Below are 24,819 nucleotides of genomic sequence, written 5' to 3' on the forward strand. Positions count from 1 at the left end.
ATTATTTACGTTTTAGCTAAACTTTTTTGCTAGGAAATACGTAAAAACTACTGCAATGCACAAACTCGTTGACTGCTAAGGAATATATATGAAGGATTTCATCAATACATCACTGATAAAGTTTGGTTTAGCTGCGTTTCTGATTAGTTTTTCTTCATTCAGCTTTTCCGCCCCGAGTATTAAAGGCGTCGATCAAGATATGTCCGGAGGAACGGTGACCGCTGAAATGGCTCATGCTGATGACAATGGGTGGATGGTTGTCCACCGAACAGACGAATCAATGAAGCCTGGTCCTGTTATCGGCTACGCTCCGTTAAAAATGGGAAAGAATGAAAACGTAAATGCAATTTTGATGGAACCAGTAGAATCAGGCGATATGCTGATGTTAATGGTCCACGGAGAGAAAGGTGGCATGAAGACTGGCGTGTTTGAGTATACGCTCGGCGCTAAAGAGGACGGCCCTGTAAAAGTGGACGGAAAGCTAGTGATGGACATCGTACGCGCTAAGTAAGGTGGCGATGAATGAAAAAGTAAACTTCCTACTCCAGGTATTTAGATGACACAAAAGTACTTAACGGCATTGCTAACCGTTAAGTACTTTTTCATTTGCGATGGAAGCAGCAAACTAACCAATCCTTTCTCTTCCATGAGGAGTATTTAGGTCTAAATCAGGCCCTTTTGGTACAACTTGCGTCGGATTAATCCCAGTGTGGCTGAAGTAGTAGTGGCGTTTAATGTGATAGAAATCCGTCGTGTCTTCGACGCCTTCGACTTGATATAACTCTTTTAAGTAGCCTTGTATATTTTCGTAGTCTGCGATGCGCTGCTTGTTACACTTGAAATGCCCCACATACACCGCATCAAAACGAATAAGAGTCGTAAACAAACGCCAATCAGCCTCAGTAATTGTGTTCCCTGCTAAGTAACGATGCGTCGCTAGGTGAGCATCGATTTTATCTAACGCATTAAACAAAGAATCAAACGCTTCTTCATACGCCTCTTGCGTAGTCGCGAAGCCACAACGATACACTCCGTTGTTGACATTTGGATAAACAAAATCGTTCCACTCATCAATAACGTGTTTTAGATGATCTGGATAGTAGTCGTCGTGATTCCCTGTTAACGCATTGAATTCCGAATTGAACATGCGAATGATCTCTGACGACTCGTTTGACACAATAGTATTGGTCTTTTTATCCCAAAGTACAGGCACGGTTACGCGGCCCGTGTAATCGGGTTTGGCCTGCGTGTAAATTTGATACATGCGCGTGTGACCAAACAATGGCTCAGGAAGCCCCATTTGCCAACCTTGGCTGAGCATATCAGGGCAAACGACCGTGACATCAATATGTGGTTCTAAACCTTTCAGCTTGCGGAAAATGAGGGTTCGATGTGCCCACGGACAAGCAAGAGAGACATACAAATGGTATCGACCGGACTCTGGTGTAAACTCCGCATCAGGGTCGTTTTTAACCCAATGACGGAATCCGGCATCTTCGCGCACAAATTTGCCACCATTTGATTTTGTGTCATACCAGACATCTTGCCAAACACCTTCAACCAACTTACCCATGATTGCTCTCCTCTCGTTCTGTTTGTGTCTATATTAGCGTTTCCTATCAAACAGAGAATCATCGAACTTAGGACATCATGTTCAAGAAATTCGAATGTATAAATCAGACACATAAAAAAAGCGCGACCCGATGAAGGTGTCGCGCTTAAGCCCGTCACAGGCTGAATTTATACACTAACGTGTAAACAAGATACCGCGTGAACGTCATTACCTAAAATGGTTGGCTTTGTCTTCGCACACTCTTCGGTTGCTTGTGGGCAACGAGTGCGGAATACACAACCCGACGGTGGGTTGATAGGTGAAGGAAGATCACCCTCTAGCATTTGGATTTTCTTATTGCGCTCAATATCCGGGTCCGGGATCGGAACCGCAGACATCAGCGCACGCGTATATGGGTGCTTAGGATCAGCAAACAGAGCCTCGGCCTCGCCAAGTTCCACGGCATTACCTAAATACATAACTAAAACGCGATCTGAAATGTGTTTAACGACAGACAAGTCATGCGCAATGAATACCAGAGAAAGCCCTAACTCTTTTTGAATCTCTTTAAGTAGGTTAACCACCTGAGCTTGAATAGATACATCAAGCGCCGATACTGGCTCGTCACAAATGATCATCTTAGGCTTAAGGATAAGCGCACGCGCTATCCCGATACGCTGACACTGACCACCCGAGAACTCGTGTGGGTAACGGTTAATCACGTTAGGTAATAGGCCAACTTTCGCCATCATCTCTTTAACGCGATCTTTCACTTCCTGCTTAGACAGTTCTGGATAGAATGTCTCAAGAGGTTCAGCAATGATATCACCAACAGTCATACGCGGATTCAGCGATGCCAATGGGTCTTGGAAAATCATCTGAATTTCTTTACGCGTCTCACGGCGCTGAACGCTTTTCATTTTAGTAAGGTCTTGACCCAACCAAACTACTTGGCCGTCAGTAGCTTCAACCAGACCAATGATGGCACGAGCAAACGTCGATTTACCACAACCTGATTCACCTACTACACCAAGCGTTTCCCCTTCGTATAGTCGAACGTTCACGCCATCTACCGCTTTCAGGCTCGAAGGCTTTGACCACGGCCATGCCGACTTTGAGGCAATGCTGAAGTGAACTTTCAGCTCAGAAATGTCCAGAATTAGTTTTTTGTCTACTGCGTTCATTTGTTCCAAGCCTCCCATTCAGAAAAACATGCACGCTGACGACCATCACCAAATGGTGTCAGAATTGGCGCCTCGCGCTTACAACGATCCATCACACGGTGACAGCGCTCTTGATAAGGGCAGCCCGGCGGTAGACGAAGCAAGTTTGGTGGATTACCAGGAATGGTCGGCAGAATTTCACCCTCAGTATCGAGGCGAGGAATCGCCTTCAGCAGCCCCTCCGCATAAGGATGGCTTGGATTGTAGAAAATTTCGTTTACGTTGCCGTACTCCATGGTACGGCCTGCATACATCACCAGCACCTTGTCACACGAACCTGCAACCACACCAAGGTCGTGAGTGATCATGATGATCGCTGTGTTGAACTCAGATTTCAGCTCATTCAACAAGTCCATGATCTGTGCTTGTACCGTCACATCAAGTGCTGTTGTTGGCTCATCGGCTATAAGCAGTTTAGGACGACATAACAACGCCATCGCGATCATTACACGCTGACGCATACCGCCTGAAAACTCATGCGGGTACATCGTGATACGCTTACGCGCTTCAGGGATTTTTACCGCTTCCAGCATGCGTACTGATTCTTCAAATGCTTCCGCTTTGCCCATGCCTTTGTGCAGCATAAGCACTTCCATCAACTGATCACTGACTTTCATGTAAGGGTTCAGTGATGTCATTGGGTCTTGGAAGATCATTGCGATCTGTTCCGCACGCACTTTGTTCAGTTCTTTTTCTGGTAAGTTTAGGATTTCTTTGCCTTCAAACTTTGCGCTACCAGAAATAATACCATTCTTAGCCAAAAGGCCCATGATTGCGAATACGGTTTGAGATTTACCTGATCCCGACTCTCCAACGATACCTAAGGTTTCGCCTTGGTTGAGAGAGAAGTTCAAATCGTTTACTGCGGTTACGATACCATCTTGCGTGGTGAATTCGACGCGCAGATCTTTGACATCTAATAAGCTCATCATTGCTTCCTTAATCTTATCTTTTAATTATCTGTCTTTTGGATCCAGCGCATCGCGCAGGCCGTCACCAACGTAGTTGAAGCAGAATAGCGTCACAACCATGAACACTGCTGGGAATGCCAGCTGCCAGATTGCTACTTCCATTGTCTGTGCACCTTCTTGTAGAAGAGCGCCCCAACTTGTCATTGGTTCCTGAACACCAAGACCAAGGAATGATAGGAATGATTCCGTTAGAATCATACTTGGGATAAGCAGCGTAGAGTATACCGCTACAATACCCAGTACGTTCGGTACGATATGACGAGTAATGATTTTCCAGTTGCTTACACCACACACATGTGCCGCTTCGATAAACTCCTTGCTACGTAGACTAAGAGTCTGACCACGTACGATACGCGCCATATCTAGCCATGCGATAGCACCAATCGCAACGAAGATCAGCATGATGTTACGACCGAAGAATGTTACCAGTACAATCACCAGGAACATAAACGGTACCGCGTATAAAATTTCTAGAATACGCATCATTACGCGGTCAACTTTACCGCCGATGAAACCAGATGCTGCGCCGTAGAGCGTACCAATCAGTACCGCTACAAATGCACCCATAACACCTACCATCAACGAAATACGACCTCCAATTAGCGTACGCACGTATAAATCACGGCCTAAGCTGTCAGTACCAAACCAATGGTCAGCATTCGGTGCAACGTGCATCGCGTACCAGTCAGTATCATCAAATGTGTACGGTGCGATCATTGGCAGGATAATAACCGCCAACGTCATTAGAATAAGAAGGAATAAGCTCACCATCGCCGCTTTGTTGCGCATGAAACGGATACGAGCATCTTGCCAAAGACTGCGACCTTCAATCTCCAAGTTTTCGGAGAATTTCTCAATCGCTTCTAGGTTTTCTTTTTTCGTTAACATAACCAAACGTCCCTGTTAGTAGCGAATTTTCGGGTCAATCATTGCAAGTAAAATATCTACAATCGCGTTGAATAGAATAAATAGGAAACCAATCAGAATGGTTACCCCCATTACTAGCGAGTAGTCACGGTTAAATGCAGCGTTAACGAATAGTTTACCAATACCAGGCAGACCAAAAATGGTTTCGATAACAACGGAACCGGTGATGATACCTACGAAAGCTGGGCCCATGTAAGAAACAACAGGGAGAAGTGCCGGCTTAAGAGCGTGTTTGATAATGATGTAACGATAACTTAAACCTTTAGCACGTGCCGTACGAATAAAGTTACTGTTTAGGGTTTCGATCATCGAACCACGCGTGATACGAGCAAAGGTAGCAACATACAGTAGCGACATACCAATAACAGGAAGCACTAAATACTGCCAGCTACCATCTTGCCAACCGCCCGCAGGGAAGATATTCCAGTGAAGCGAGAATATGTAGATAAGCGCAGGTGCCAATACAAAGGATGGCATTACCACACCAAGCATCGCAGTCGACATAATGGTGTAATCAATCCAAGTATTTTGCTTGAGCGCAGCAATGGTGCCGACGGTAACCCCCATTATCAAAGTAAAGATAAAGGCGATGAAGCCCACTTTAGCCGAAACAGGTAAGGCAACAGCGATCAGCTCATTTACTGAGTAATCAAGGTATTTAAATGACGGTCCGAAATCACCTTGGATAACATTGGTCAGATACGTGGTGTATTGTTCAAATACAGGTTTATCCAAGCCATATTTAGCTTCGATATTTGCCATTACTTCGGGTGGCAATGGACGCTCTGTCGAGAAAGGGTTTCCCGGTGCAAAGCGCATAAGAAAGAAAGATACGGTGATCAAAACCAACATTGTTGGGATCGCCTCAAATATCCTTTTTGCGATGAATTTAAGCATAAACTCACTCTTTCAGTCTGTGACAGTTAAATTAAAGAAGTCGTCCAATTCTTTTGGACTAAAGATAGGCGCTACATGCAATTTCTCACATGTAGAGCCTCATTTTTATAGTTCTATCGAGTTACGAATTACTCTGTGATGTAGAGATCTTTAGAGTAAATCTTGTCTTCCGCGTTATTTACTGGGAAGCCACCAACTTTCGGTGATAGTAGACGTGATTTCACGTACTGGTAGATAGGTGCGATTGGCATATCTTTTGCCATCAACTTCTCTGCTTCTAGGTAAAGTGCTTGGCGCTCTTCGTCAGAAGTTGAAGCAAATGCTTTGTTCATGATCGCATCGTACTCTTTGCTGTCGTAGTGAATACCACCAGTAGTGTTATTACTCATCATCAGCGTTAGGAAAGATGAAGCTTCGTTGTAGTCGCCACACCAACCTGCACGAGCAACCTCAAAGTTGCCAGAATCTTTGGTAGATAGGTAAGTTTTCCACTCTTGGTTTTCTAGCGTAACGTCAAGACCAAGTGTCTTCTTCCACATTGAACCCAGTGCAACCGCAAGTTTCTTGTGGTTCTCTGATGTATTGTATAGAAGGTTAAATTCAAGAGGGTTGTCTGCGCCGTAACCCGCTTCTTCCAATAGACGCGCAGCTTCTGCGTTACGCTCTTCTTGCGTCATTTTGCCGTATGCAGGGATTTCTGGGTTGAAACCTGCCGTAATTTCAGGTGTTAGGAAGTAAGCTGGCTTTTGACCTTGACCTAAAATCGCATCAGTCACAATGTTACGGTCAATCGCATAAGAAATCGCTTTACGCACGCGAACATCATCAAACGGCTTTTTCTTCGTATTGAAGATGTAGTAGTAAGTACATAAGTTACCGGTTACAGACACTTCTTGTGGGTGCTCTTTCTTCAGACGCTTGAAGTGCTCTGTAGGCAGCTCGTTTGTGAAGTCGATTTCACCCGCTAGGAAGCGGTTCATTTCCGCTACTTGGTTCTCGATTGGTAGGAAAGTAACTTGGTCAAGCGTCGTGTTTTCGTTGTCCCAGTACTGTTCGTTACGTTTTAGAACCAAACGCTCGTTTACAACCCAGTTGTCAACAACATAAGCACCGTTACCTACAAAGTTCTCTGGCTTCGTCCATTGATCGCCGAACTTTTCAACAGTTGCTTGATGAACAGGTTTCACTGTCGTGTGGCCCATCATCATTACAAAATATGGTACTGCAGTATCTAACTCAACCACTAACGTGTGGTCGTCAACCGCTTTAACACCTAACTCGCTCTTATCTTTTTTACCCGCAACAATGTCTTTTGCGTTCTTCATCTTGGTGTATTCCATGTACCAAGCATATGGAGAGGCGGTTGCTGGATCGACTGCACGTTGGAAGCTGTAAACGAAATCACCTGCAGTGACAGGATCACCGTTTGACCATTTTGCGTCTTCACGTAAGTGGAAAGTGTATGTTTTGTTGTCTTCAGTGTCCCAAGATTCTGCAACACCAGGGATAGTGTTACCGTCCGCATCTTGGTTTACAAGGCCTTCAAGAAGATCGCGAATCACGTGGGATTCTGGAACACCTTGAGATTTATGAGGGTCTATTGTCGCAACTTCTGTACCGTTACCACGCACCAATTCTTGAACAGCAGCAAGTTTTGGCTCTTTAGAATCAGATTTAGCTTCAGGAGCTGGAGCCGGAGCAGGCTCAGCAGCTTGTTTCTCCGCAGGCTTTTCACCACAACCAGCTAGAGCGAGAGAAAGACCAGCACCAATAAATAAAGCGCGCGTGATTTTATTCTTATACATGCGTAAAACTCCAAATTTTTTCGTTAGCATCCATGACTTCTTTGTAAGGGCCTGGAACGGTCAGAGTTTTAGATTTTTTTAGTGCACTTTCTGAGCACAAAAGTCTAAAACCTTACAAAGACTGCGGCACACATTAGCAATCATTGAAGTAATTTGCCATAAAAATGTAGCAAAAAAACCAATAATGCTGACTAAACCACACATATCTAGCAGTAAACTCTAACCCCAAAGCATTCACCAGCCAAATAAAGACCAGAAGCGACATTTAACAGGCGAAACTTTCGATTAATCTGAGTTTAAACCATTTACTAGCATCTTATGCTAGATATTTACACATCATTTAACATTTATGACAAATCAAGTCTAACAAATAATTGTTTATATATTGGGCAAAAAACTTTTATTGTGAAGAATATCACCAGACAAAAGATAGGAAATATTGAAACAAAGTGAGCAATACAATGAAGATAAATACAAAAAAAGCTAAGTGCCATTAGCACTTAGCTTTTTTCACTAGAATGCGGGTTAGTTCTATTTTTCCCAACGCTGTGCAGCTTGATGATCGGTGTCGCGCGACTCAATCCAACGATCTTCATTCGTCGTACGCTCTTTTTTCCAAAATGGTGCTTGGGTTTTCAGATAATCCATGATGAACTCGCACGCATCAAATGCCGCGCCGCGGTGCGCACTGGAAACGCCCACAAATACAATTTGATCACCGCTATCCATGTCTCCGACACGATGAATCACGCGTACACCTAATAGTGGCCAGCGAGACTCAGCTTGATCGCAAATGTCGCTCAAGCTCTTCTCTGTCATCCCCGGATAGTGCTCTAGATGTAAACCAATGACATTATCCCCAAGGTTCATATCTCGAACTTTACCAACGAATGTAACGACAGCGCCGGCAGCCGTCCCTTCAGATAGACGTTGATATTCTTGCTCAACCGAAAAGTCTTCAATTTGTACAGAAACACGAGAATCCATCTTAACCCCCAGTTACCGGCGGGAAAAACGCAACTTCATCACCTGCTTTTACTTGTGTATCCAGAGGGACGATAGATTGGTTCACTGCAGCAAGTAGCTTTCCTGACTCGAGTGCTAAATCCCACTTGCCATCTTTCTCAGTGCCTTCTTCCACTAGATGTGCACGAATTGATTCAACCGTTTCAAACGGCCCGTCTAACTCAACACTGTCGATGCCAATCAGCTCGCGAGTTTGAGCAAAGAAAAGTACTTTAATCATGATTCCACCTTAAAGTGACCAGATTTACCACCCGTTTTCTCTAATAGACGAACTTGACCAATGACCATGTCTTTTTGTACTGCTTTACACATATCGTAAATCGTTAGAGCAGCAACGGAAGCTGCCGTGAGCGCTTCCATTTCCACACCAGTTTTACCCGCAAGTTTACATACTGATTCGATGCGAACTTTGTTCTCTGCTTCGATAGCTTCCAGTTGAACTTCAACTTTAGAGAGTAGTAGCGGATGACAAAGTGGAATCAAATCCCAGGTTTTCTTCGCAGCTTGAATACCAGCAATACGAGCCGTCGCAAATACATCACCTTTATGGTGCTGGCCAGAGACAATCAGTTGAAGTGTTTCTGGGGCCATGTGAACAAATGCTTCAGCACGAGCTTCACGAACCGTCTCCGTTTTTGCTGACACGTCAACCATGTTTGCTTCGCCAGAAGCATTGATATGTGTAAATTGGGTCATTGTTTTTCCTTCGCTTTTAGGAAAGGTTATACAGATAGGTGTGGCATGAAGTTACAAGGGCGATGACTTGCATCCAACTGCTGTTTAATAATTTTTGTCCAGCCTGTGCGGCACGCACCAGTTGAACCTGGCATTGCGAAGATCACGGTGTGGTTAGCAAAACCAGCCATCGCACGAGACTGAATCGTAGACGTACCGATCTCTTCGTACGACACCATACGGAACAACTCACCAAAACCTTCAACTTCTTTATCAAATAGAGGCTTAAGTGCTTCTGGCGTGCTATCACGTGAGGTGAAACCTGTACCGCCAGTAATCATGATCGCTTGTACGCTTTCATCAGCAATCCATTGAGAAACAATCGCGCGGATCTTGTACATGTCATCAATAACAATTTGCTTGTCTACTACGTTGTGACCCGCTTCTTGAGCATGCTCAGCTAGGTAACGACCAGAGGTATCGTTTTCTTCAGTACGAGTGTCAGATACCGTTAGAACGGCAATATTTGCAGGTTGGAATTTGCTTTCAGCGTGACCCATTTGTTCACCTATTCTCTTAATTAGCTTTGATACGCTTGGTATCGATTCGGAAAAAGTTAGAGCCAGCTTATCACTAAGCTCGCTCTAAAAGTTGAATGAAGTTAGCCGCCGATAGACGCGAGGTGTGGCGTCATACCAGTATTGCCATCATGCAAGAAATGGCTTACCGACTTGGTTTGTAACTGCGCCTGGATACGTTCAATAAGCTCACTCTCTTGCTCATCACGTTCCAAAAGATCACGCAATTCTACACCGTAGTCTCCAAACAGACATAGGTGCAGCTTACCCATCGCAGAAACGCGCAGTCGGTTGCAGCTTTCACAAAAGTCTTTTTCATAAGGCATGATAAGACCTATTTCACCCTTGTAATCAGGATGAACAAATACTTGCGCAGGACCATCATTATGCGAGCGTACTTTCAGCAACCAACCATTTGCAATTAGCTGGTTACGAATTGCCACTCCGGATACATGGTGCTTATTAAATAGCTCATCCATCTCACCCGTTTGCATCAACTCAATGAAACGCAGTTGGATTGGACGATCTTTTATCCAGTTAAGAAACGCTGGCAGCTCGTGATGGTTCAGATCTTTCATCAACACCACATTAACTTTTACTTGCTCATAACCGACCTCGAACGCACGTTCGATACCATTCATGACTTCAGTAAACTTATTTTCACCTGTGATTTGATGAAACATACGCGGGTCAAGGCTATCCACACTGACATTAATGTGGGTTAAACCCGCTTCACGCCAATCTGCGACTTGTTTTGCCATGCGATAGCCATTGGTTGTCGTTGCAACTTTTTGAATGCCAGGCGTCGCCGCTACTGAATGGATAATGTCGGTAAAATCTTTGCGTAAGCTAGGCTCACCACCAGTGATGCGCACTTTTGACGTGCCACAATCAGCGAATGCTTTTACGACCCGTTTGATTTCAGGGAGAGATAAAAAAGACGAGTTTTTATTGCCCGAAGGCTTATAGCCATCAGGAAGGCAATAGGTACATTTGAAATTACATACGTCGGTCACAGACAGACGCAAGTAATAAAACTTACGATGAAATTTGTCTTCGAATTGTTGCGCCACGGAACACCTTTCCAAACACGGGAGGCATGGCCATTTCCAATCATGCCCTTGTGACAGTATGCCACTGGCTCAAAACGCTTATCCAAGGACTTAGCAATAGTGAGCTCGGAGTTATGGCAACCAGAGATATGAAATCTCTGATAGCTTTGCGGTGTAAAATACTTAATATTTGTAATGGAATCCAGACTTGAGTGATAAAAAACTCTCTAGAGACACAATTTACCGCTAAGTGAGTACCTTTAAGACACTCCTTAAGATAAATTGTAGCCGTTTTTTATTAGATTATTAGAAGAACATAATGAATATCTACACAGATAAAAAAGTGGTCGCTGTTGGCGGTGGTCATGGCTTAGGTCGAATGCTGGCCGCATTACGAGATTTTGGCAGCAATGCAACTGGGATTGTTGCCACGACTGACAATGGTGGTTCAACAGGAAGAATTCGTCACTGCCAAGGAGGAATCGCTTGGGGAGACACACGTAACTGTATTAATCAGCTCATTACAGAGCCTTCGATCAGTTCTATGATGTTTGAATATCGCTTCAAAGGCACTGGCGAACTTGATGGTCATAATCTTGGTAATTTGATGCTTACTGCACTCGATAACTTATCGGTCAGACCTTTAGATGCCATTAATCTGATTCGCAATATGTTAAAAGTCGACGTTAACATCCTTCCTATGTCCGAACACCCTTCGGATCTTTCCGCGTTATCCGTAGATGGGAAGTGGGTTACGGGAGAAACAAATGTCGACGAAATGAAAGCAGACTTGCGACGTTTGGATCTTTCACCAGAAGTGCCTGCTACCAAAGAAGCCATCACAGCTTTGGCGGAAGCGGACGCGATTATTCTTGGCCCTGGCAGTTTTTTAACTAGTATCATGCCTCCTTTATTGCTGCCTGAACTCGGCAAAGCGATTGCAGCAAACACAAAAGCAAACGTCATTTTTGTTGCTAACCTGAGTCCAGAATACGGCCCAGCAGGAAGAATGACGATGGCTCAAAAATTAGAATGGTGTGAACGTGCCTGCCAAGGAAGAAAAATAGACGTGGTTCTAACAGAGAAAACCGAGCAAGACGTCTTAAGTCAATGGAATGTAGTGACGGAGTCACTCGCCTCCTCTAACCGAGACTGGCGTCACGATAGAAACAAGCTCAAACTAGCGATTGAAAATCAGCTACAACTTTCTATCTAGGAGCACGTTACCTGACTAGCGCCCTCTTTTAAGTTGTTTATTGATAATGAAAACCCTTCTGTCATCGAAGGGTTTTAGTTCAGGCATCCAGTAAGAACAGATGTTTACTAAGAAAAATGGTTAATAGGAATAAATAGCTACTGTCGCCAAGAGCGATAAGCATCTCGAGTTTCGTGCAAAAGATCGAACATAACCTCTAACACCTCAGACTCCGCAGTTAACTCACCGGCTTTCGCTTTTTTGTCTATGGACATCGCCAGTTCACAAAGGCGATCTGCCCCAAAGCTCGCAGCACTACTTTTCAACGCGTGGCTGATTTCTTTTGAGTAAGCTAATCGCTCTGCCCCCTGTAGTTGGGATAAGTTCTCGATATAGGTATCCATTTCTCCTAGGAAGATATCGAACAGTACAGGTACGTTGTCACTGCCAATTTCCATCGACAGTTCATCTATTTTTTGCTGATTTAATACATTTACACTCATACTTTTTGCCGCTCTTCCTTGCCGTTCCATGCCTGTAACTTGCGGTAAATCGTCGACGGACTGACATCAAGGTATCCCGCCGCTCGAGGAATATTGCCATCACATGCTTCAATCGCTTGCTCGATTGCCATTTTTTCCGTCATCCATAATGGCATAATCTCAGATGCGGTCATCGCTTTCGGCTCAATTAATTTAGCCACAGACGACGGACGGTCAAGCGGTTGATTCAACGGTGGCGGTAACATGTCCAACGTAATCTCTTTACCGTTGTTTAGAACAACGATATTGCGTAGCACGTTTTGTAACTGACGAACGTTACCCGGCCACTCATAGCTGTTGAATCGCTCGATGACATCAGGCGCAAAACGTATGAAGCTTTTTCCTTCTTCGTGTGACATGTAACCTAACAGTGAGTATGCAATTTCAATAACATCTTCGCCTCGTTCGCGTAAAGGCGGTAAATGCAAAGGAATGACATACAAACGATAGTACAAATCTTCACGGAATCGACCTTCTTGTACCTCTTTCCAAGGATCACGGTTAGTGGCACAAACAAAGCGCACATCCACGCTCTTCATTTTTGAGGAACCCACTTTTTGGAATGTGCCCGTTTGAATAAATCGTAGCAACTTGGTTTGTAAATCCAAGTCCATCTCACAAAGCTCATCTAGAAAAAGTGTGCCGCCATCCGCTAACTCAGCTGCCCCTTGACGATCATTCGCAGCGCCAGTAAAGGCCCCTTTTACGTGACCAAACAGTTCACTCTCAATCAAATCTTTTGGAATTGCAGCACAGTTAATTGCAATAAAAGGTTTGTCACCACGTTTACTTGCTGCGTGAATAGCCTCAGCACATACCTCTTTACCAGTACCACTTTCACCTGTGATAAAAATACTCGCTTTACTGCTCGCCGCTGAATCTATCGTACGGTAAACCTGCTGCATGGTTTGGCTACTGCCGATAAACCCCTGATAGCTCTGATTGCCTGGATTATCGGCTTCATTTTTTAGCTTGGTCGCTTTACGAATTGCATTGTTAACCGTGACACGTAAACGGTCTGCTTCACACGGTTTAATTAGAAAGTCTTGTGAGCCATGACGCATGGCCTCGACAGCGGTATCGATAGAACCATGCGCTGTCATAAAGATTATAGGTACGTCGGGATGACTCTTTTTAACGGCATGTAAAACGTCCATCCCCGTCATATCTGGCAGACGGAGATCGAGTAAAATAAGATCTGGAATTCGATGATTTAGGCTCTCAATGGCATCCCTACCTGTGCCGACAATATTGATATCTATGCCAAGCGGTGTCAGGTATGAGCGGTACAGAGCCGCAACAGATGCGGTGTCCTCGACCATTAAAAGGTAACGAGACTTTGGGCCTTCGGGTTTTTGTTGCATAACCTAGCTATTATTTTGTTGTGTTTTAAACAATAATCGCATTACGCTTTGCATTTTGCAAATAACATTAGCTAAATTATGGGCAAAGGAAAAAATTCAAAAATAATATCAATTATTTAAAAAGTGGCACAAACCATGCTGTAACAATAGTGACCCCTCGGGTCACCTAGCCAACTGACGTTGTTAGTGAACGATATGTTCACAAAACAAGCCAATAGACCCGACTGCCTATTGGCTTCTTTTTTTTACAAGCGACCTAAAATGCTTGGATAGTTAAATCGGTAAGTTTGTTCAACTATTTGCGATGAACTGCGCTCGTAGTTTTTCAATCTCGTCACGCTTTTGTGCCGCTAACTCAAATTCTAAATCTTGCGCATGCTGATACATCGCTGCCTCCAGTCGACTGATTTCTTTTTCTAGCTGCTGAGGGGACAGTGCCTCGTAAGTTTGCGAAGGCTCCGCCACTTTCGATAATGGTACCTGTTTAGTGTTACGCTGGCGTTTAGACTTAGTGATATCGCCAAGTTCCATGATGTCTTTGATATTTCGTTTGAGCGCTTGTGGCGAAATACCCATTTCTTCGTTGTACGCTTCCTGCTTCTCGCGACGACGGTTAGTTTCATCCATCGCCTTTTTCATTGAGTTGGTGATTCGGTCAGCGTATAGAATCGCCTTACCTTCGATGTTTCGCGCAGCACGACCAATGGTCTGAATGAGTGAGCGTTCAGACCGCAAGAAGCCCTCTTTATCCGCATCCAAAATTGCAACTAACGAGACCTCTGGCATATCCAGGCCCTCTCTCAATAAGTTTATTCCCACCAGCACGTCAAATTCCCCAAGACGAAGGTCACGGATAATTTCCACACGCTCAACAGTATCAATGTCTGAGTGTAAATAACGTACCTTAACATCATGTTCGTGAAGGTATTCGGTGAGATCTTCAGCCATTCGTTTGGTCAGTGTTGTAACCAGAACTCGTTCATCTTTAGCTGCGCGAATACGGATCTCAGACAATAGGTCGTCGACTTGGGTCGCTACTGGGCGAACTTCCAACTCAGGGTCAAGCAAGCCTGTAGGACGAACGACTTGATCCGCTACATCACCCGCCGATTTTTCTAGTTCGTAATTTCCAGGAGTAGCAGAGACGAAAATCGTTTGTGGCGCTAGTGCTTCAAACTCCTCAAACTTCAGTGGACGATTATCCAAAGCTGAAGGTAACCGGAAACCAAACTCCACCAGCGTTTCTTTACGCGAACGGTCGCCTTTATACATGGCACCTATCTGCGGTACTGTCACGTGAGATTCATCGATGATCAACAAGCCATCATGAGGTAAGTAGTCAAACAGGGTTGGTGGCGGCTCACCTTCCGAGCGTCCACTGAGATAACGAGAATAGTTTTCGATACCGGAGCAAAAGCCCAACTCATTCATCATTTCGATATCGAATTGAGTGCGCTGGCTAATTCGCTGCTCTTCCAGTAGCTTGTTGTTATCTAGAAGCTGCTTTTTGCGCACTTCTAGTTCGACTTTAATATTTTCAATCGCTTCAAGAATGCGATCTCTTGGCGTGACATAGTGCGTCTTGGGATAGATGGTATAGCGCGGCAAGTCTCGTTGTTTCACCACGCCTGTCAATGGATCGAACACACTGATGCAATCCACCTCATCGTCAAACATCTCAACGCGCACAGCGTCTTGGTCTGATTCAGCAGGGAATATATCAATCACCTCGCCACGGACACGGAACTGCCCTCGCTCAAAAGCAACATCATTGCGCGAGTATTGGAGCTCCGCTAGGCGACGAAGCATATCACGCTGCTCAATCACATCTCCACGTCGCAAATGAAGCATCATTTGTAAGTAGGATTCCGGATCACCCAAACCATAGATAGCTGAAACCGAAGCAACTATAATAGCGTCTTTCCGTTCCAATAAAGCTTTAGTGGCAGACAGTCGCATTTGCTCAATGTGGGCGTTAACCGAAGCGTCCTTTTCAATGAAAGTATCTGTTGTGGGAACGTATGCTTCAGGTTGGTAGTAATCGTAGTAAGAAACAAAATACTCAACCGCATTATTAGGAAAGAATGACTTCATCTCACCATATAACTGAGCAGCAAGCGTTTTGTTTGGCGCAAGTAATATTGCGGGTCGTTGGGCTTGAGCAATCACATTCGCTAGTGTGAAGGTTTTACCTGAGCCTGTGACCCCCAACAAGGTTTGATGTGCTAGCCCAGCATCGAGCCCCTCAAGCAACTGATTGATCGCTCCTGGTTGATCGCCCGACGGCTGATAATCGGAGACCAATTCATAGACTTTACTCATACCCTTCCTCAATTTTACTGCGCTTTGGCTGTATATATATACACCTTAGCTAATGAAATCTACGTCTATCGAGAATTTAACCATCATTGTTAATAAATTTTCTTGTTTGTCTAGAATGCTATAGCCATACAAAAGTGACTCTGATATAGTACTTCGCCCTAGTTGAAGAGCTACACACATTCTTCACATTATAGTTTCCACAACTTTTCCCCAAAAATTAGCTTAAAACTTTCTTATCCCCAAAAGATTGATTTTTATCCACTTTGAATACCTTTTGATTAACATCGATAAATCTCTGTTTTATTTGCTTATTTTACGCATAACTCTGACTAAAGATTCATTAAATAAAAACTTAGTTGCATATCAATTTTCTTTACCCAGATCTCATCAACATACTTATCCACAAATTTAGTGGATAACTAACCTCGAGCCTTTACTGGCAAGCCATACAGAAAAGTAAAGCCCTTAACTCAATATTTTTTTCTAAAAATGTATTTTTTTACTGTTGACAGTAGTTTGAGTGCTCGGTAAGATTCGTCCCGCTTTCAAGCAAAGCAATTCCTCCTTAGCTCAGTTGGTAGAGCGACGGACTGTTAATCCGCAGGTCGCTGGTTCGAGCCCAGCAGGAGGAGCCAGATTATAGAAAAGCCGTGTCGCAAGACACGGCTTTTTTTGTATCTTAATCGCCATGAAATCTAAGCCAATCTAGGCGTCATAAAATCACACCGAAATAAGTTCAAATTACAGAACTCATAACATTGTCATAGATAGTGTTCTCACAGTACCACACATTTAATTCTGTCTCTTTTCTAGCAAAAAACAATCATAACCAATTGAATCTATTATTAATGCAATTTAATCATTGAAAAAATGAAAAGCATTCATTTTACTCATACCAAATAAATCCATACGATTAAAAGGGTTAAGAATGGTTCCGTCCTACTCGTCGCCTCCATTCTAATTATCAATAACTCAGGGATTTACTTATGACTATTCCGACAACTGACATGCTAGATGCATGGGCTGGATTTACTGCTGGTGAATGGCAAAACTCTGTCAACACTCGTGACTTCATCCAAAAAAACTATACACCCTATGAGGGAGACGAGACTTTCTTAGCTGAAGTTAGCGAATCCACTTCAGCATTATGGAACCAAGTGCTTGAAGGCATAAAACAAGAAAGCCGCACACACGCCCCTATTGATTTTGACACAGACTTGCCCTCAACAATCACTTCCCACGATGCAGGCTACATCAACAAAGATCTGGAAAAGATCGTTGGCTTACAAACTGATCAACCGCTAAAACGTGCAATCATCGCCAATGGCGGGATTCGCATGGTAAAAAACTCGTGCGAAGTTTATGGCCGCGAGCTAGATCCAACGGTTGAAAAAATCTTCACTGAATACCGTAAAACTCACAACAAAGCGTGTTTCGACCTTTACACCCAAGAAATTCTGGCGTGTCGTAAATCAGGCATCATCACGGGCCTTCCTGATGCCTATGGCCGTGGTCGTATCATTGGTGACTATCGTCGTCTCGCCCTATACGGTATCGACTTCTTAAAAGCAGACAAAAAAGAGCAATACAACTCAACACAAACGTTCTTAGAACAAGGCAACGATCTTGAGAAAACACTTCGTCTGCGCGAAGAAATAGCCGATCAAGTTCAAGCGCTTGAAGACATTCGTCAAATGGGTCTGAAATACGGCATTGATATGTCGCTACCTGCAAAAACTGCACAAGAAGCGATCCAATTTACCTACTTTGGCTACCTAGCGGCGGTTAAATCGCAAAACGGCGCAGCAATGTCACTGGGCCGTACTTCGACTTTCCTAGACGTCTATCTAGAACGCGATATAGCAAACGGTTTGATTGATGAATCACAAGCGCAAGAAATGATTGACCACTTCATCATGAAGCTACGCATGGTTCGCTTCCTACGCACACCAGAATACGATTCATTGTTCTCTGGCGACCCAATCTGGGCAACCGAAGCCATGGCTGGTATGGGCGTTGATGGCCGTACGCTAGTATCTAAAACGACATTCCGGTACTTACATACTCTACATACTATGGGCCCTGCTCCTGAGCCAAACATGACGATTCTTTGGTCAGAGCAATTACCTGAAGCGTTCAAACAATATGCTGCAAAAGTGTCGATTGATACCTCTTCGGTTCAATACGAAAACGACGATCTAATGCGTCCTGATTTCGACAATGACGACTACGCGATTGCCTGTTGTGTGAGCCCGCAGGTTGTTGGTCAGCACATGCAATTCTTTGGTGCACGTGCCAACCTTGCAAAAGCACTGCTTTACACCATCAATGGTGGTATCGATGAAAAATCGAAAGCGCAAGTGGGTCCGGTAGTGGACAAAGTTCAAGATGAAATTCTCGACTTTGACGCTTTGATGCCTCGTTTCGACAATATGTTGGAGTGGCTAGCAACGCAATACGTCACAGCGTTGAACATCATCCATTACTCACATGACCGTTACAGCTACGAAGCATCACTGATGGCACTGATGGATCGCGACGTGCACCGCACGATGGCGTGTGGTATTGCAGGTCTGTCTGTTGTCGCTGACTCTTTGGCGGCAATTAAATACGCGACCGTGAAACCTGTTCGTGATGAAGATGGCATCGCCGTTGATTTTGAAATCGAAGGTGATTATCCAAAATTTGGTAACAACGATGCCCGTGTTGATGACATCGCTTGTGATCTAGTTGAGCGCTTCATGAAGAAAATTCAGAAGATGCACACCTACCGCGAAGCAGTGCCAACTCAATCGATTTTAACAATCACATCTAACGTGGTTTACGGTAAAAAAACGGGTAATACACCTGATGGCCGTCTCGCAGGTATGCCTTTTGGACCGGGTGCAAACCCAATGCACGGTCGTGATGAAAAAGGGGCGGTTGCGTCTCTGGCATCGGTTTCTAAATTACCGTTTGCTTACGCTAAAGATGGTATTTCTTACACTTTCTCAATTGTGCCGAGCGCATTGGGTAAAGATGACTTGAGTCAGAAGAAGAACCTAGCTGCGCTAATGGATGGTTACTTCCATCACGAAGCAAGCAACGAGGGCATTGCGATTGAAGGTGGTCAACACCTTAACGTCAACGTTCTAGACCGAGAGATGTTATTGGATGCGGTTGAACATCCAGAGAAATACCCTCAGTTGACGATTCGAGTGTCTGGTTATGCGGTACGTTTTAACTCTCTAACGACAGAGCAACAGCAAGACGTCATCACTCGTACCTTCACGAATAAGATATAAACACAGTCCATCAAGCACTCAGAAAGTTTAAATAATTAGCTTGTAAATATGCATTGCCCGCCTCTCTTTTCTACCTGGGAGAGGCGGGCTTTTTTTAAAATCACACATTAGATGAAAATTAATAGGTAGTATCCTCTCGCTAACAATACATTCAGCAAACGATTCAATTTCTTATTGATTCATCAAAATAGATCAAATAGACGACTATTTTTCCATCGTGTATGTAAAACCACATCGTTCACTGGTTGTTATTGGTGTCACAAAACACGATAATATCAAGATCGGATTTTAAGAACGTAATAACTATGACCGAATATGTTTTGTTGTTGGTCGGCACTGTGCTGGTGAACAACTTTGTACTGGTGAAGTTTTTGGGCCTATGTCCTTTCATGGGCGTGTCCAAAAAACTGGAAACAGCAATAGGTATGGGCTTAGCGACAACTTTTGTGCTAACGCTCGCGTCAGTGTGTGCGTATTTAGTGGAAAGCTACATCCTTCGTCCACTGGGTATTGAGTACCTTCGAACCATGAGTTTTATTTTGGTGATAGCCGTTGTGGTGCAGTTCACCGAAATGGTTGTGCACAAAACCAGCCCGACGCTTTATCGCTTGCTTGGCATTTTCTTACCGCTGATCACAACAAACTGCGCAGTATTGGGCGTGGCACTTCTTAACATTAATGAAAACCATAACTTTATTGAATCGATCATCTACGGCTTCGGCGCCGCTGTTGGTTTCTCATTGGTGTTGATACTTTTTGCATCCATGCGAGAACGCATAGCCGCCGCCGACGTTCCTGTACCTTTTAAAGGTGCATCAATAGCAATGATTACAGCAGGTTTAATGTCACTCGCCTTTATGGGCTTTACAGGTTTGGTGAAGTAAGCGATGAGTACGATTTTAATTGCGATTATCGCGTTAGCGGTTCTGGCTGCGATTTTCGGCGCGATACTTGGTTTTGCTTCTATTCGCTTTAAAGTTGAAGCGGACCCTATTGTGGATCAAATCGACGCCATTTTACCGCAAACTCAATGCGGTCAATGTGGCTACCCTGGTTGCCGCCCTTATGCTGAAGCAATTGCAAATGGCGACCACATAAACAAATGTCCCCCTGGTGGTCAGGCAACAATCGAAAAGCTCGCCGACTTAATGGGTGTTGAGCCAGAAGAATCTGCGCACGATCTCGACAGCAAAATTCCAACCGTTGCGTTTATTCATGAAGACATGTGTATTGGCTGCACTAAGTGTATTCAGGCGTGTCCGGTGGATGCAATTGTAGGCGGAACAAAGGCGGTCCATACCGTAATCAAAGACGAATGTACGGGCTGTGACTTGTGTGTTGCCCCATGTCCGACTGATTGTATTGAAATGATTCCTGTGGCAACGACCACAGAAAGCTGGAAGTGGCAACTTCACGCCATTCCGGTACTTAACATTACGGATGCTGCCGACAATGCAGCGAACGTGAAAGATTCAATTAAGTAAGGTTTCACATGTTGTCTTTGATTGAACAAATTCGTACAGGCGCGCTTTGGGATTTCCCAGGTGGTGTGCATCCGGCAGAAAATAAAAAGCAGTCCAACAAAACTGAACTCGCTCATGCGGCTATCCCGTCAGAAATTGTATTGCCGCTAAAACAGCACATTGGTAAAGCGGGTAACCTACTGGTTGCCGAAGGTGACTACGTATTAAAAGGTCAGCCATTAACGCAATCGGAGACCGGCTTTACGGTTCCAGTGCATGCTCCAACATCAGGTACGCTCACCGCGATTGAGCCACGAACTGTCGCGCACCCTTCTGGGTTAAGTGAGTTGTGCGCAGTCATCACGCCTGATGGGAAAGATGCATGGTGTGAAAGAAACCCCGTCGCAGATTACCAACAAGAAACCCCTGACGCACTGATTGATATTATTCGTCTCGCTGGTATTTCTGGTATGGGTGGCGCAGGCTTCCCTACTGCAAAAAAAATCCAATCAGGTTTTGCTCGTACCGAGATTCTTATCGTTAATGCAGCAGAGTGCGAGCCATACATCACGTCTGATGACAAGCTCATGCAAGAACATGCCGAAGAGCTTATTCAAGGTATCGAAATTGTCGAACATATCCTGACACCAAAGCTCACGATTATTGGCATTGAAGACAACAAACCAGAAGCAATCAAAGCGCTAGAAGCTGCGGCTATAAACAAAGATATCGTTATTCGCGTTATCCCAACTAAATACCCTTCTGGCGGTGAAAAACAGCTGATCAAAATTTTAACCAATAAAGAAGTACCAAGTGGCGCGATTCCAGCCGATATTGGTATTTTGGTTCAGAATGTTGGTTCTCTTTACGCTATAAAACGCGCAGTCATCGACGGTGAGCCGATGATAAAGCGCATCGTGACTCTCACTGGTAAAACCTTCAAACAACCACGCAACGTTTGGGCATTGTTAGGGACACCAGTACAAGCACTGTTGGATGAGTTTGGCTATAAAGCAGATAAGAAGTTACAGCGTTTAATTATGGGTGGGCCAATGATGGGCTTTACCCTTCCTCACTCCCAAGTGCCGATTACCAAGACAGCAAACTGTATCCTTGCTCCGACTCGTCGTGAGATCTCTCCGCACCAGTATGAGATGGAATGTATTCGCTGTAGCCAATGTGCCGAAGCGTGCCCTGCTTCGCTGCTGCCTCAACAACTGCAATGGCATGCGAAAGCTGAAGAATATGACAAACTCGATGAATTAAACTTAAAGGATTGTATCGAGTGCGGCGCTTGTGCGTTTGTATGTCCAAGTGAAATTCCGCTCGTACAGTACTACCGCCAAGCGAAAGCAGAAATTCGAACTAGAACACAAGAAGCGGAAGCTGCAGAGCGAGCAAAACTGCGTTTTGAAGAGAAAAAAGCGCGTATGGAACGCGAAAAAGCAGAACGTGAAAATCGCTTCAAGAAAGCTGCCGATCAGCGCCGTAAAGAGATGAAGTCTTCTGGCGGCGATGATGCGATAGCAGCAGCAATCGCACGAGTGAAAGCTCAAAAGACAGAAACCACAGAAAAAACAGAGCCAGCAGTAAAACCAGCCGTAGCGGCAGCCATTGCCAAAGCGAAGGCGAAACAAGCGGCAGCAGCTAAAGCAGGCTCTAGTGAACCTGATAACTCAGAAATGGCAAAACTGCGCGAAGAGCGCAAACGTCTTGCTCGCGAACGGAAAGCGCAAAAAGAACAAGGCGAAACGCCAGACAATAACGCTGATGATAAAAAGTCGGCAGTTGCGGCCGCCATCGCCCGAGCTAAAGCGAAAAAAGCACAACAAGAAGATTCAACTGAATCTGTAGAATCGGAAACGTCTGCACAGCAAGACAGCGATCCGAAGAAAGCCGCGGTTGCTGCTGCCATTGCACGTGCCAAAGCACGTAAAGCGAAGCAAGCAGACTCAACTGAAGCGGAAGAAGCTGACGCACCTGCTGAGCAAACCGACGATCCGAAAAAAGCCGCAGTTGCCGCTGCAATTGCTCGAGCCAAAGCGCGCAAAGCGAAGCAAGCAGACTCAATTGAAGCGGAAGAAGCTGACGCACCTGCCGAGCAAACCGAAGATCCGAAAAAAGCCGCCGTGGCTGCTGCGATTGCACGTGCCAAAGCACGTAAAGCGAAGCAAGCAGACTCAACTGAAGCGGAAGAAGCTGAAGCACCTACTGAGCAAACCGACGATCCGAAAAAAGCCGCCGTGGCTGCCGCGATTGCACGTGCCAAAGCACGTAAAGCGAAACAAGCAGACTCAACTGAAGCGGAAGAAGCTGAAGCACCTGCTGAGCAAACCGACGATCCGAAGAAAGCCGCGGTGGCTGCTGCCATTGCTCGTGCCAAAGCGCGTAAAGCGAAACAAGCAGACTCAACTGAAGCGGAAGAAGCTGACGCACCTGCCGAGCAAACCGACGATCCGAAGAAAGCCGCGGTGGCTGCTGCCATCGCTCGAGCCAAAGCGCGCAAAGCGAAGCAAGAAACGCAAACTGAGCCTGTTGAAGACGCAACTTCTGAAGAACCAGAAGTGGATCCGAAAAAAGCCACGGTTGCCGCAGCAATTGCGCGCGCGAAGGCTCGTAAAGCGAAACAAGCAGACTCAACTGAAGCGGAAGAAGCTGAAGCACCTGCCGAGCAAACCGAAGATCCGAAAAAAGCCGCCGTGGCTGCTGCCATCGCTCGAGCCAAAGCGCGCAAAGCGAAGCAAGAAACGCAAACAGAGCCTGTTGAAGAAGCAACCTCCGAAGAACCAGAAGTGGATCCGAAGAAAGCCGCGGTTGCCGCAGCAATTGCGCGCGCGAAGGCACGCAAAGCGCAACAAGAAGCTAATAAAAATAATACTGAGGAGAACGAGTAGTGTCGTTTTTTATTGCCAGTTCACCGCATACCCACAGTCGTCGTAGTACGCCAGACTTAATGAAATGGGTGGCACTTTGCGCACTTCCAGGTTTAGTAGCTCAAACCTACTTCTTTGGCTGGGGTACGCTTATTCAGCTGATTTTTGCCATTGCAGTCGCTGTATCCCTTGAAGCCTTAGTCATGATCTGTCGTAAACGCTCACCAATGAGAGCGCTACGTGATAACAGTGCAATAGTTACCGCTTGGTTATTAGCCGTTGCTATACCACCATGGTCTCCGTGGTGGATTATGGTGATCGGGCTTATTTTTGCGATAGTAATCGCTAAACACCTCTATGGTGGCCTTGGACAAAACTTATTCAACCCTGCAATGGTCGCTTATGTGGTCTTGTTGATCTCTTTCCCAGTACAAATGACGAGTTGGAGTGCACCGACATCACTCATACCTGATCATGTAAATTTTGCAGATACACTCTCTTTAATTTTTACGGGCTATGATTACGACGGCTTATCACTTCAGCAAGTTCGCTCAGGTGTTGACGGCGTGACAATGGCGACACCACTTGATGCATTTAAGACTGGCATTCTTACAGGTGCCACTCCAAGCGAAGTAATGTCGCAGCCAATATTTGATGGCTTAGGTGGTATTGGTTGGCAATGGGTAAACCTTGCTTACCTTCTTGGCGGCATAGTCATGATCAAAAAGCGTATCATCCAATGGTATATTCCAGCAGGTTTCCTTGCGAGTCTGACTCTGTTTAGCCTAGTGTTCACGTTGCTGACGCCAGGGGAAACTGCGTCGCCAGTTTTACACTTGTTATCTGGTGCAACCATGCTTGGCGCATTCTTTATTGCAACCGATCCCGTTTCGGCGTCTACCACCGTCAAAGGACGTTTAATCTTCGGTGCGCTTATTGGTGCTTTGGTTTTTATCATTCGCAGTTGGGGCGGTTTCCCAGATGGTGTTGCATTTGCAGTGTTGCTTGCAAATATGTGTGTGCCACTGATCGATTACTACACCAAACCTAGAACTTACGGTCACTGAGGT

At 45.0% G+C, this 24,819-nt stretch carries 21 protein-coding genes, 1 tRNA gene and 1 riboswitch; of the genes, 8 read left to right on the forward strand and 14 right to left on the reverse strand.

Going from position 1 to position 24,819, the window contains the following annotated elements; translation table 11 throughout:
• Nucleotides 1-88 precede the first annotated feature (88 nt).
• Complete coding sequence (locus R7P72_RS08465) at nucleotides 89-511, forward strand: hypothetical protein (protein ID WP_005380804.1); 423 nt, start codon at nucleotides 89-91, stop codon at nucleotides 509-511.
• Between the two features lie 114 nt (nucleotides 512-625).
• On the opposite strand, the gene R7P72_RS08470 is transcribed toward R7P72_RS08465, so the two are convergent.
• From R7P72_RS08470 to moaA, 11 genes are all read right to left on the reverse strand, one after another.
• Entirely contained in the window at nucleotides 626-1,573 is a 948-nt protein-coding gene (locus tag R7P72_RS08470) for a glutathione S-transferase family protein (RefSeq protein WP_213907172.1), read from the reverse strand.
• A gap of 167 nt (nucleotides 1,574-1,740) precedes the next feature.
• Nucleotides 1,741-2,754 (reverse strand): murein tripeptide/oligopeptide ABC transporter ATP binding protein OppF, encoded by a 1,014-nt coding sequence (gene oppF / locus R7P72_RS08475; protein ID WP_005387265.1) that lies wholly within the window; start codon nucleotides 2,752-2,754, stop codon nucleotides 1,741-1,743.
• Nucleotides 2,733-3,704 carry an ABC transporter ATP-binding protein gene (locus tag R7P72_RS08480; RefSeq protein WP_005380792.1) on the reverse strand — a complete coding sequence of 324 codons (972 nt, stop codon included), beginning with the start codon at nucleotides 3,702-3,704 and terminating at the stop codon, nucleotides 2,733-2,735. The genes oppF and R7P72_RS08480 overlap by 22 nt, the downstream gene beginning before the upstream one ends.
• A gap of 27 nt (nucleotides 3,705-3,731) precedes the next feature.
• Nucleotides 3,732-4,634 carry an oligopeptide ABC transporter permease OppC gene (gene oppC / locus R7P72_RS08485; protein ID WP_005380790.1) on the reverse strand — a complete coding sequence of 301 codons (903 nt, stop codon included), beginning with the start codon at nucleotides 4,632-4,634 and terminating at the stop codon, nucleotides 3,732-3,734.
• 15 nt (nucleotides 4,635-4,649) lie between these two features.
• Nucleotides 4,650-5,570 (reverse strand): oligopeptide ABC transporter permease OppB, encoded by a 921-nt coding sequence (oppB, locus tag R7P72_RS08490; protein ID WP_005380786.1) that lies wholly within the window; start codon nucleotides 5,568-5,570, stop codon nucleotides 4,650-4,652.
• A 128-nt stretch (nucleotides 5,571-5,698) separates the two neighbouring features.
• Nucleotides 5,699-7,375 carry an ABC transporter substrate-binding protein gene (locus R7P72_RS08495; protein ID WP_031779051.1) on the reverse strand — a complete coding sequence of 559 codons (1,677 nt, stop codon included), beginning with the start codon at nucleotides 7,373-7,375 and terminating at the stop codon, nucleotides 5,699-5,701.
• A gap of 531 nt (nucleotides 7,376-7,906) precedes the next feature.
• The gene (moaE, locus tag R7P72_RS08500) at nucleotides 7,907-8,362 is read right to left on the reverse strand and encodes a molybdopterin synthase catalytic subunit MoaE (protein WP_005380781.1); all 456 of its coding nucleotides are present in this window, start codon (nucleotides 8,360-8,362) and stop codon (nucleotides 7,907-7,909) included.
• 1 nt (nucleotide 8,363) lies between these two features.
• Nucleotides 8,364-8,621, reverse strand: a complete 258-nt coding sequence (gene moaD / locus R7P72_RS08505) for a molybdopterin synthase sulfur carrier subunit (protein ID WP_005380780.1) — start codon at nucleotides 8,619-8,621, stop codon at nucleotides 8,364-8,366.
• A complete protein-coding gene (moaC, locus tag R7P72_RS08510; RefSeq protein ID WP_005380779.1) occupies nucleotides 8,618-9,097 on the reverse strand; it encodes a cyclic pyranopterin monophosphate synthase MoaC in 480 nt (159 codons plus the stop codon). Before moaC ends, moaD begins: the two co-directional genes overlap by 4 nt.
• Before the next feature lie 26 nt (nucleotides 9,098-9,123).
• Complete coding sequence (gene moaB, locus R7P72_RS08515) at nucleotides 9,124-9,636, reverse strand: molybdenum cofactor biosynthesis protein B (RefSeq protein ID WP_005380778.1); 513 nt, start codon at nucleotides 9,634-9,636, stop codon at nucleotides 9,124-9,126.
• Nucleotides 9,637-9,737: 101 nt separating this feature from the next.
• The gene (gene moaA, locus R7P72_RS08520; protein WP_005380776.1) at nucleotides 9,738-10,727 is read right to left on the reverse strand and encodes a GTP 3',8-cyclase MoaA; all 990 of its coding nucleotides are present in this window, start codon (nucleotides 10,725-10,727) and stop codon (nucleotides 9,738-9,740) included.
• Nucleotides 10,716-10,850, reverse strand: a riboswitch (molybdenum cofactor riboswitch). It overlaps the preceding gene by 12 nt.
• A 175-nt stretch (nucleotides 10,851-11,025) precedes the next feature.
• Between moaA and R7P72_RS08525 the strand changes: the two genes are divergently transcribed.
• Nucleotides 11,026-11,922 carry a YvcK family protein gene (locus R7P72_RS08525; RefSeq protein ID WP_005380772.1) on the forward strand — a complete coding sequence of 299 codons (897 nt, stop codon included), beginning with the start codon at nucleotides 11,026-11,028 and terminating at the stop codon, nucleotides 11,920-11,922.
• 137 nt (nucleotides 11,923-12,059) lie between these two features.
• On the opposite strand, the gene luxU is transcribed toward R7P72_RS08525, so the two are convergent.
• The 3 genes from luxU to uvrB all read right to left on the reverse strand — a co-directional run bounded on the left by luxU (nucleotide 12,060) and on the right by uvrB (nucleotide 16,129).
• Nucleotides 12,060-12,404 (reverse strand): quorum-sensing phosphorelay protein LuxU, encoded by a 345-nt coding sequence (gene luxU / locus R7P72_RS08530; protein WP_005380770.1) that lies wholly within the window; start codon nucleotides 12,402-12,404, stop codon nucleotides 12,060-12,062.
• Complete coding sequence (gene luxO, locus R7P72_RS08535; protein ID WP_005380768.1) at nucleotides 12,401-13,807, reverse strand: quorum-sensing sigma-54 dependent transcriptional regulator LuxO; 1,407 nt, start codon at nucleotides 13,805-13,807, stop codon at nucleotides 12,401-12,403. Before luxO ends, luxU begins: the two co-directional genes overlap by 4 nt.
• 291 nt (nucleotides 13,808-14,098) lie before the next feature.
• The gene (uvrB, locus tag R7P72_RS08540) at nucleotides 14,099-16,129 is read right to left on the reverse strand and encodes an excinuclease ABC subunit UvrB (RefSeq protein ID WP_005380766.1); all 2,031 of its coding nucleotides are present in this window, start codon (nucleotides 16,127-16,129) and stop codon (nucleotides 14,099-14,101) included.
• Between the two features lie 559 nt (nucleotides 16,130-16,688).
• On the opposite strand from uvrB, the gene R7P72_RS08545 reads away from it, so the two are divergent.
• The 6 genes from R7P72_RS08545 (at nucleotide 16,689) to rsxD (ending at nucleotide 24,816) form a co-directional block, all read left to right on the forward strand.
• Nucleotides 16,689-16,764: transfer RNA gene (locus R7P72_RS08545), tRNA-Asn, on the forward strand.
• 351 nt (nucleotides 16,765-17,115) lie between these two features.
• Nucleotides 17,116-19,413 (forward strand): formate C-acetyltransferase, encoded by a 2,298-nt coding sequence (gene pflB / locus R7P72_RS08550; protein ID WP_205390964.1) that lies wholly within the window; start codon nucleotides 17,116-17,118, stop codon nucleotides 19,411-19,413.
• Nucleotides 19,414-19,718: 305 nt separating this feature from the next.
• Nucleotides 19,719-20,297, forward strand: coding sequence for an electron transport complex subunit RsxA (gene rsxA, locus R7P72_RS08555; protein WP_005380762.1), 579 nt, complete (start codon nucleotides 19,719-19,721; stop codon nucleotides 20,295-20,297).
• A 3-nt stretch (nucleotides 20,298-20,300) separates the two neighbouring features.
• Entirely contained in the window at nucleotides 20,301-20,897 is a 597-nt protein-coding gene (rsxB, locus tag R7P72_RS08560) for an electron transport complex subunit RsxB (RefSeq protein ID WP_085569756.1), read from the forward strand.
• Between the two features lie 8 nt (nucleotides 20,898-20,905).
• Nucleotides 20,906-23,770 carry an electron transport complex subunit RsxC gene (rsxC, locus tag R7P72_RS08565; RefSeq protein ID WP_318110413.1) on the forward strand — a complete coding sequence of 955 codons (2,865 nt, stop codon included), beginning with the start codon at nucleotides 20,906-20,908 and terminating at the stop codon, nucleotides 23,768-23,770.
• Nucleotides 23,770-24,816 (forward strand): electron transport complex subunit RsxD, encoded by a 1,047-nt coding sequence (gene rsxD, locus R7P72_RS08570; protein ID WP_005390256.1) that lies wholly within the window; start codon nucleotides 23,770-23,772, stop codon nucleotides 24,814-24,816. Before rsxC ends, rsxD begins: the two co-directional genes overlap by 1 nt.
• The last annotated feature ends 3 nt before the right edge of the window (nucleotides 24,817-24,819 follow it).

This window comes from Vibrio sp. Vb0888 (assembly GCF_033338835.1).
GTDB lineage: Bacteria > Pseudomonadota > Gammaproteobacteria > Enterobacterales > Vibrionaceae > Vibrio > Vibrio alginolyticus.

Excerpts from the sequence above, each read along its gene's own strand:
- moaC (WP_005380779.1), bottom strand. The coding sequence starts at position 9,097 with ATGACCCAATTTACACATATCAATGCTTCTGGCGAAGCAAACATGGTT.
- uvrB (WP_005380766.1), bottom strand. The coding sequence starts at position 16,129 with ATGAGTAAAGTCTATGAATTGGTCTCCGATTATCAGCCGTCGGGCGAT.
- R7P72_RS08470 (WP_213907172.1), bottom strand. The coding sequence starts at position 1,573 with ATGGGTAAGTTGGTTGAAGGTGTTTGGCAAGATGTCTGGTATGACACA.
- luxU (WP_005380770.1), bottom strand. The coding sequence starts at position 12,404 with ATGAGTGTAAATGTATTAAATCAGCAAAAAATAGATGAACTGTCGATG.
- rsxA (WP_005380762.1), top strand. The coding sequence starts at position 19,719 with ATGACCGAATATGTTTTGTTGTTGGTCGGCACTGTGCTGGTGAACAAC.
- rsxB (WP_085569756.1), top strand. The coding sequence starts at position 20,301 with ATGAGTACGATTTTAATTGCGATTATCGCGTTAGCGGTTCTGGCTGCG.
- R7P72_RS08525 (WP_005380772.1), top strand. The coding sequence starts at position 11,026 with ATGAATATCTACACAGATAAAAAAGTGGTCGCTGTTGGCGGTGGTCAT.
- R7P72_RS08495 (WP_031779051.1), bottom strand. The coding sequence starts at position 7,375 with ATGTATAAGAATAAAATCACGCGCGCTTTATTTATTGGTGCTGGTCTT.
- moaB (WP_005380778.1), bottom strand. The coding sequence starts at position 9,636 with ATGGGTCACGCTGAAAGCAAATTCCAACCTGCAAATATTGCCGTTCTA.
- oppB (WP_005380786.1), bottom strand. The coding sequence starts at position 5,570 with ATGCTTAAATTCATCGCAAAAAGGATATTTGAGGCGATCCCAACAATG.
- luxO (WP_005380768.1), bottom strand. The coding sequence starts at position 13,807 with ATGCAACAAAAACCCGAAGGCCCAAAGTCTCGTTACCTTTTAATGGTC.
- pflB (WP_205390964.1), top strand. The coding sequence starts at position 17,116 with ATGACTATTCCGACAACTGACATGCTAGATGCATGGGCTGGATTTACT.
- rsxC (WP_318110413.1), top strand. The coding sequence starts at position 20,906 with ATGTTGTCTTTGATTGAACAAATTCGTACAGGCGCGCTTTGGGATTTC.
- R7P72_RS08465 (WP_005380804.1), top strand. The coding sequence starts at position 89 with ATGAAGGATTTCATCAATACATCACTGATAAAGTTTGGTTTAGCTGCG.
- moaD (WP_005380780.1), bottom strand. The coding sequence starts at position 8,621 with ATGATTAAAGTACTTTTCTTTGCTCAAACTCGCGAGCTGATTGGCATC.
- oppF (WP_005387265.1), bottom strand. The coding sequence starts at position 2,754 with ATGGGAGGCTTGGAACAAATGAACGCAGTAGACAAAAAACTAATTCTG.
- R7P72_RS08480 (WP_005380792.1), bottom strand. The coding sequence starts at position 3,704 with ATGAGCTTATTAGATGTCAAAGATCTGCGCGTCGAATTCACCACGCAA.
- oppC (WP_005380790.1), bottom strand. The coding sequence starts at position 4,634 with ATGTTAACGAAAAAAGAAAACCTAGAAGCGATTGAGAAATTCTCCGAA.
- moaE (WP_005380781.1), bottom strand. The coding sequence starts at position 8,362 with ATGGATTCTCGTGTTTCTGTACAAATTGAAGACTTTTCGGTTGAGCAA.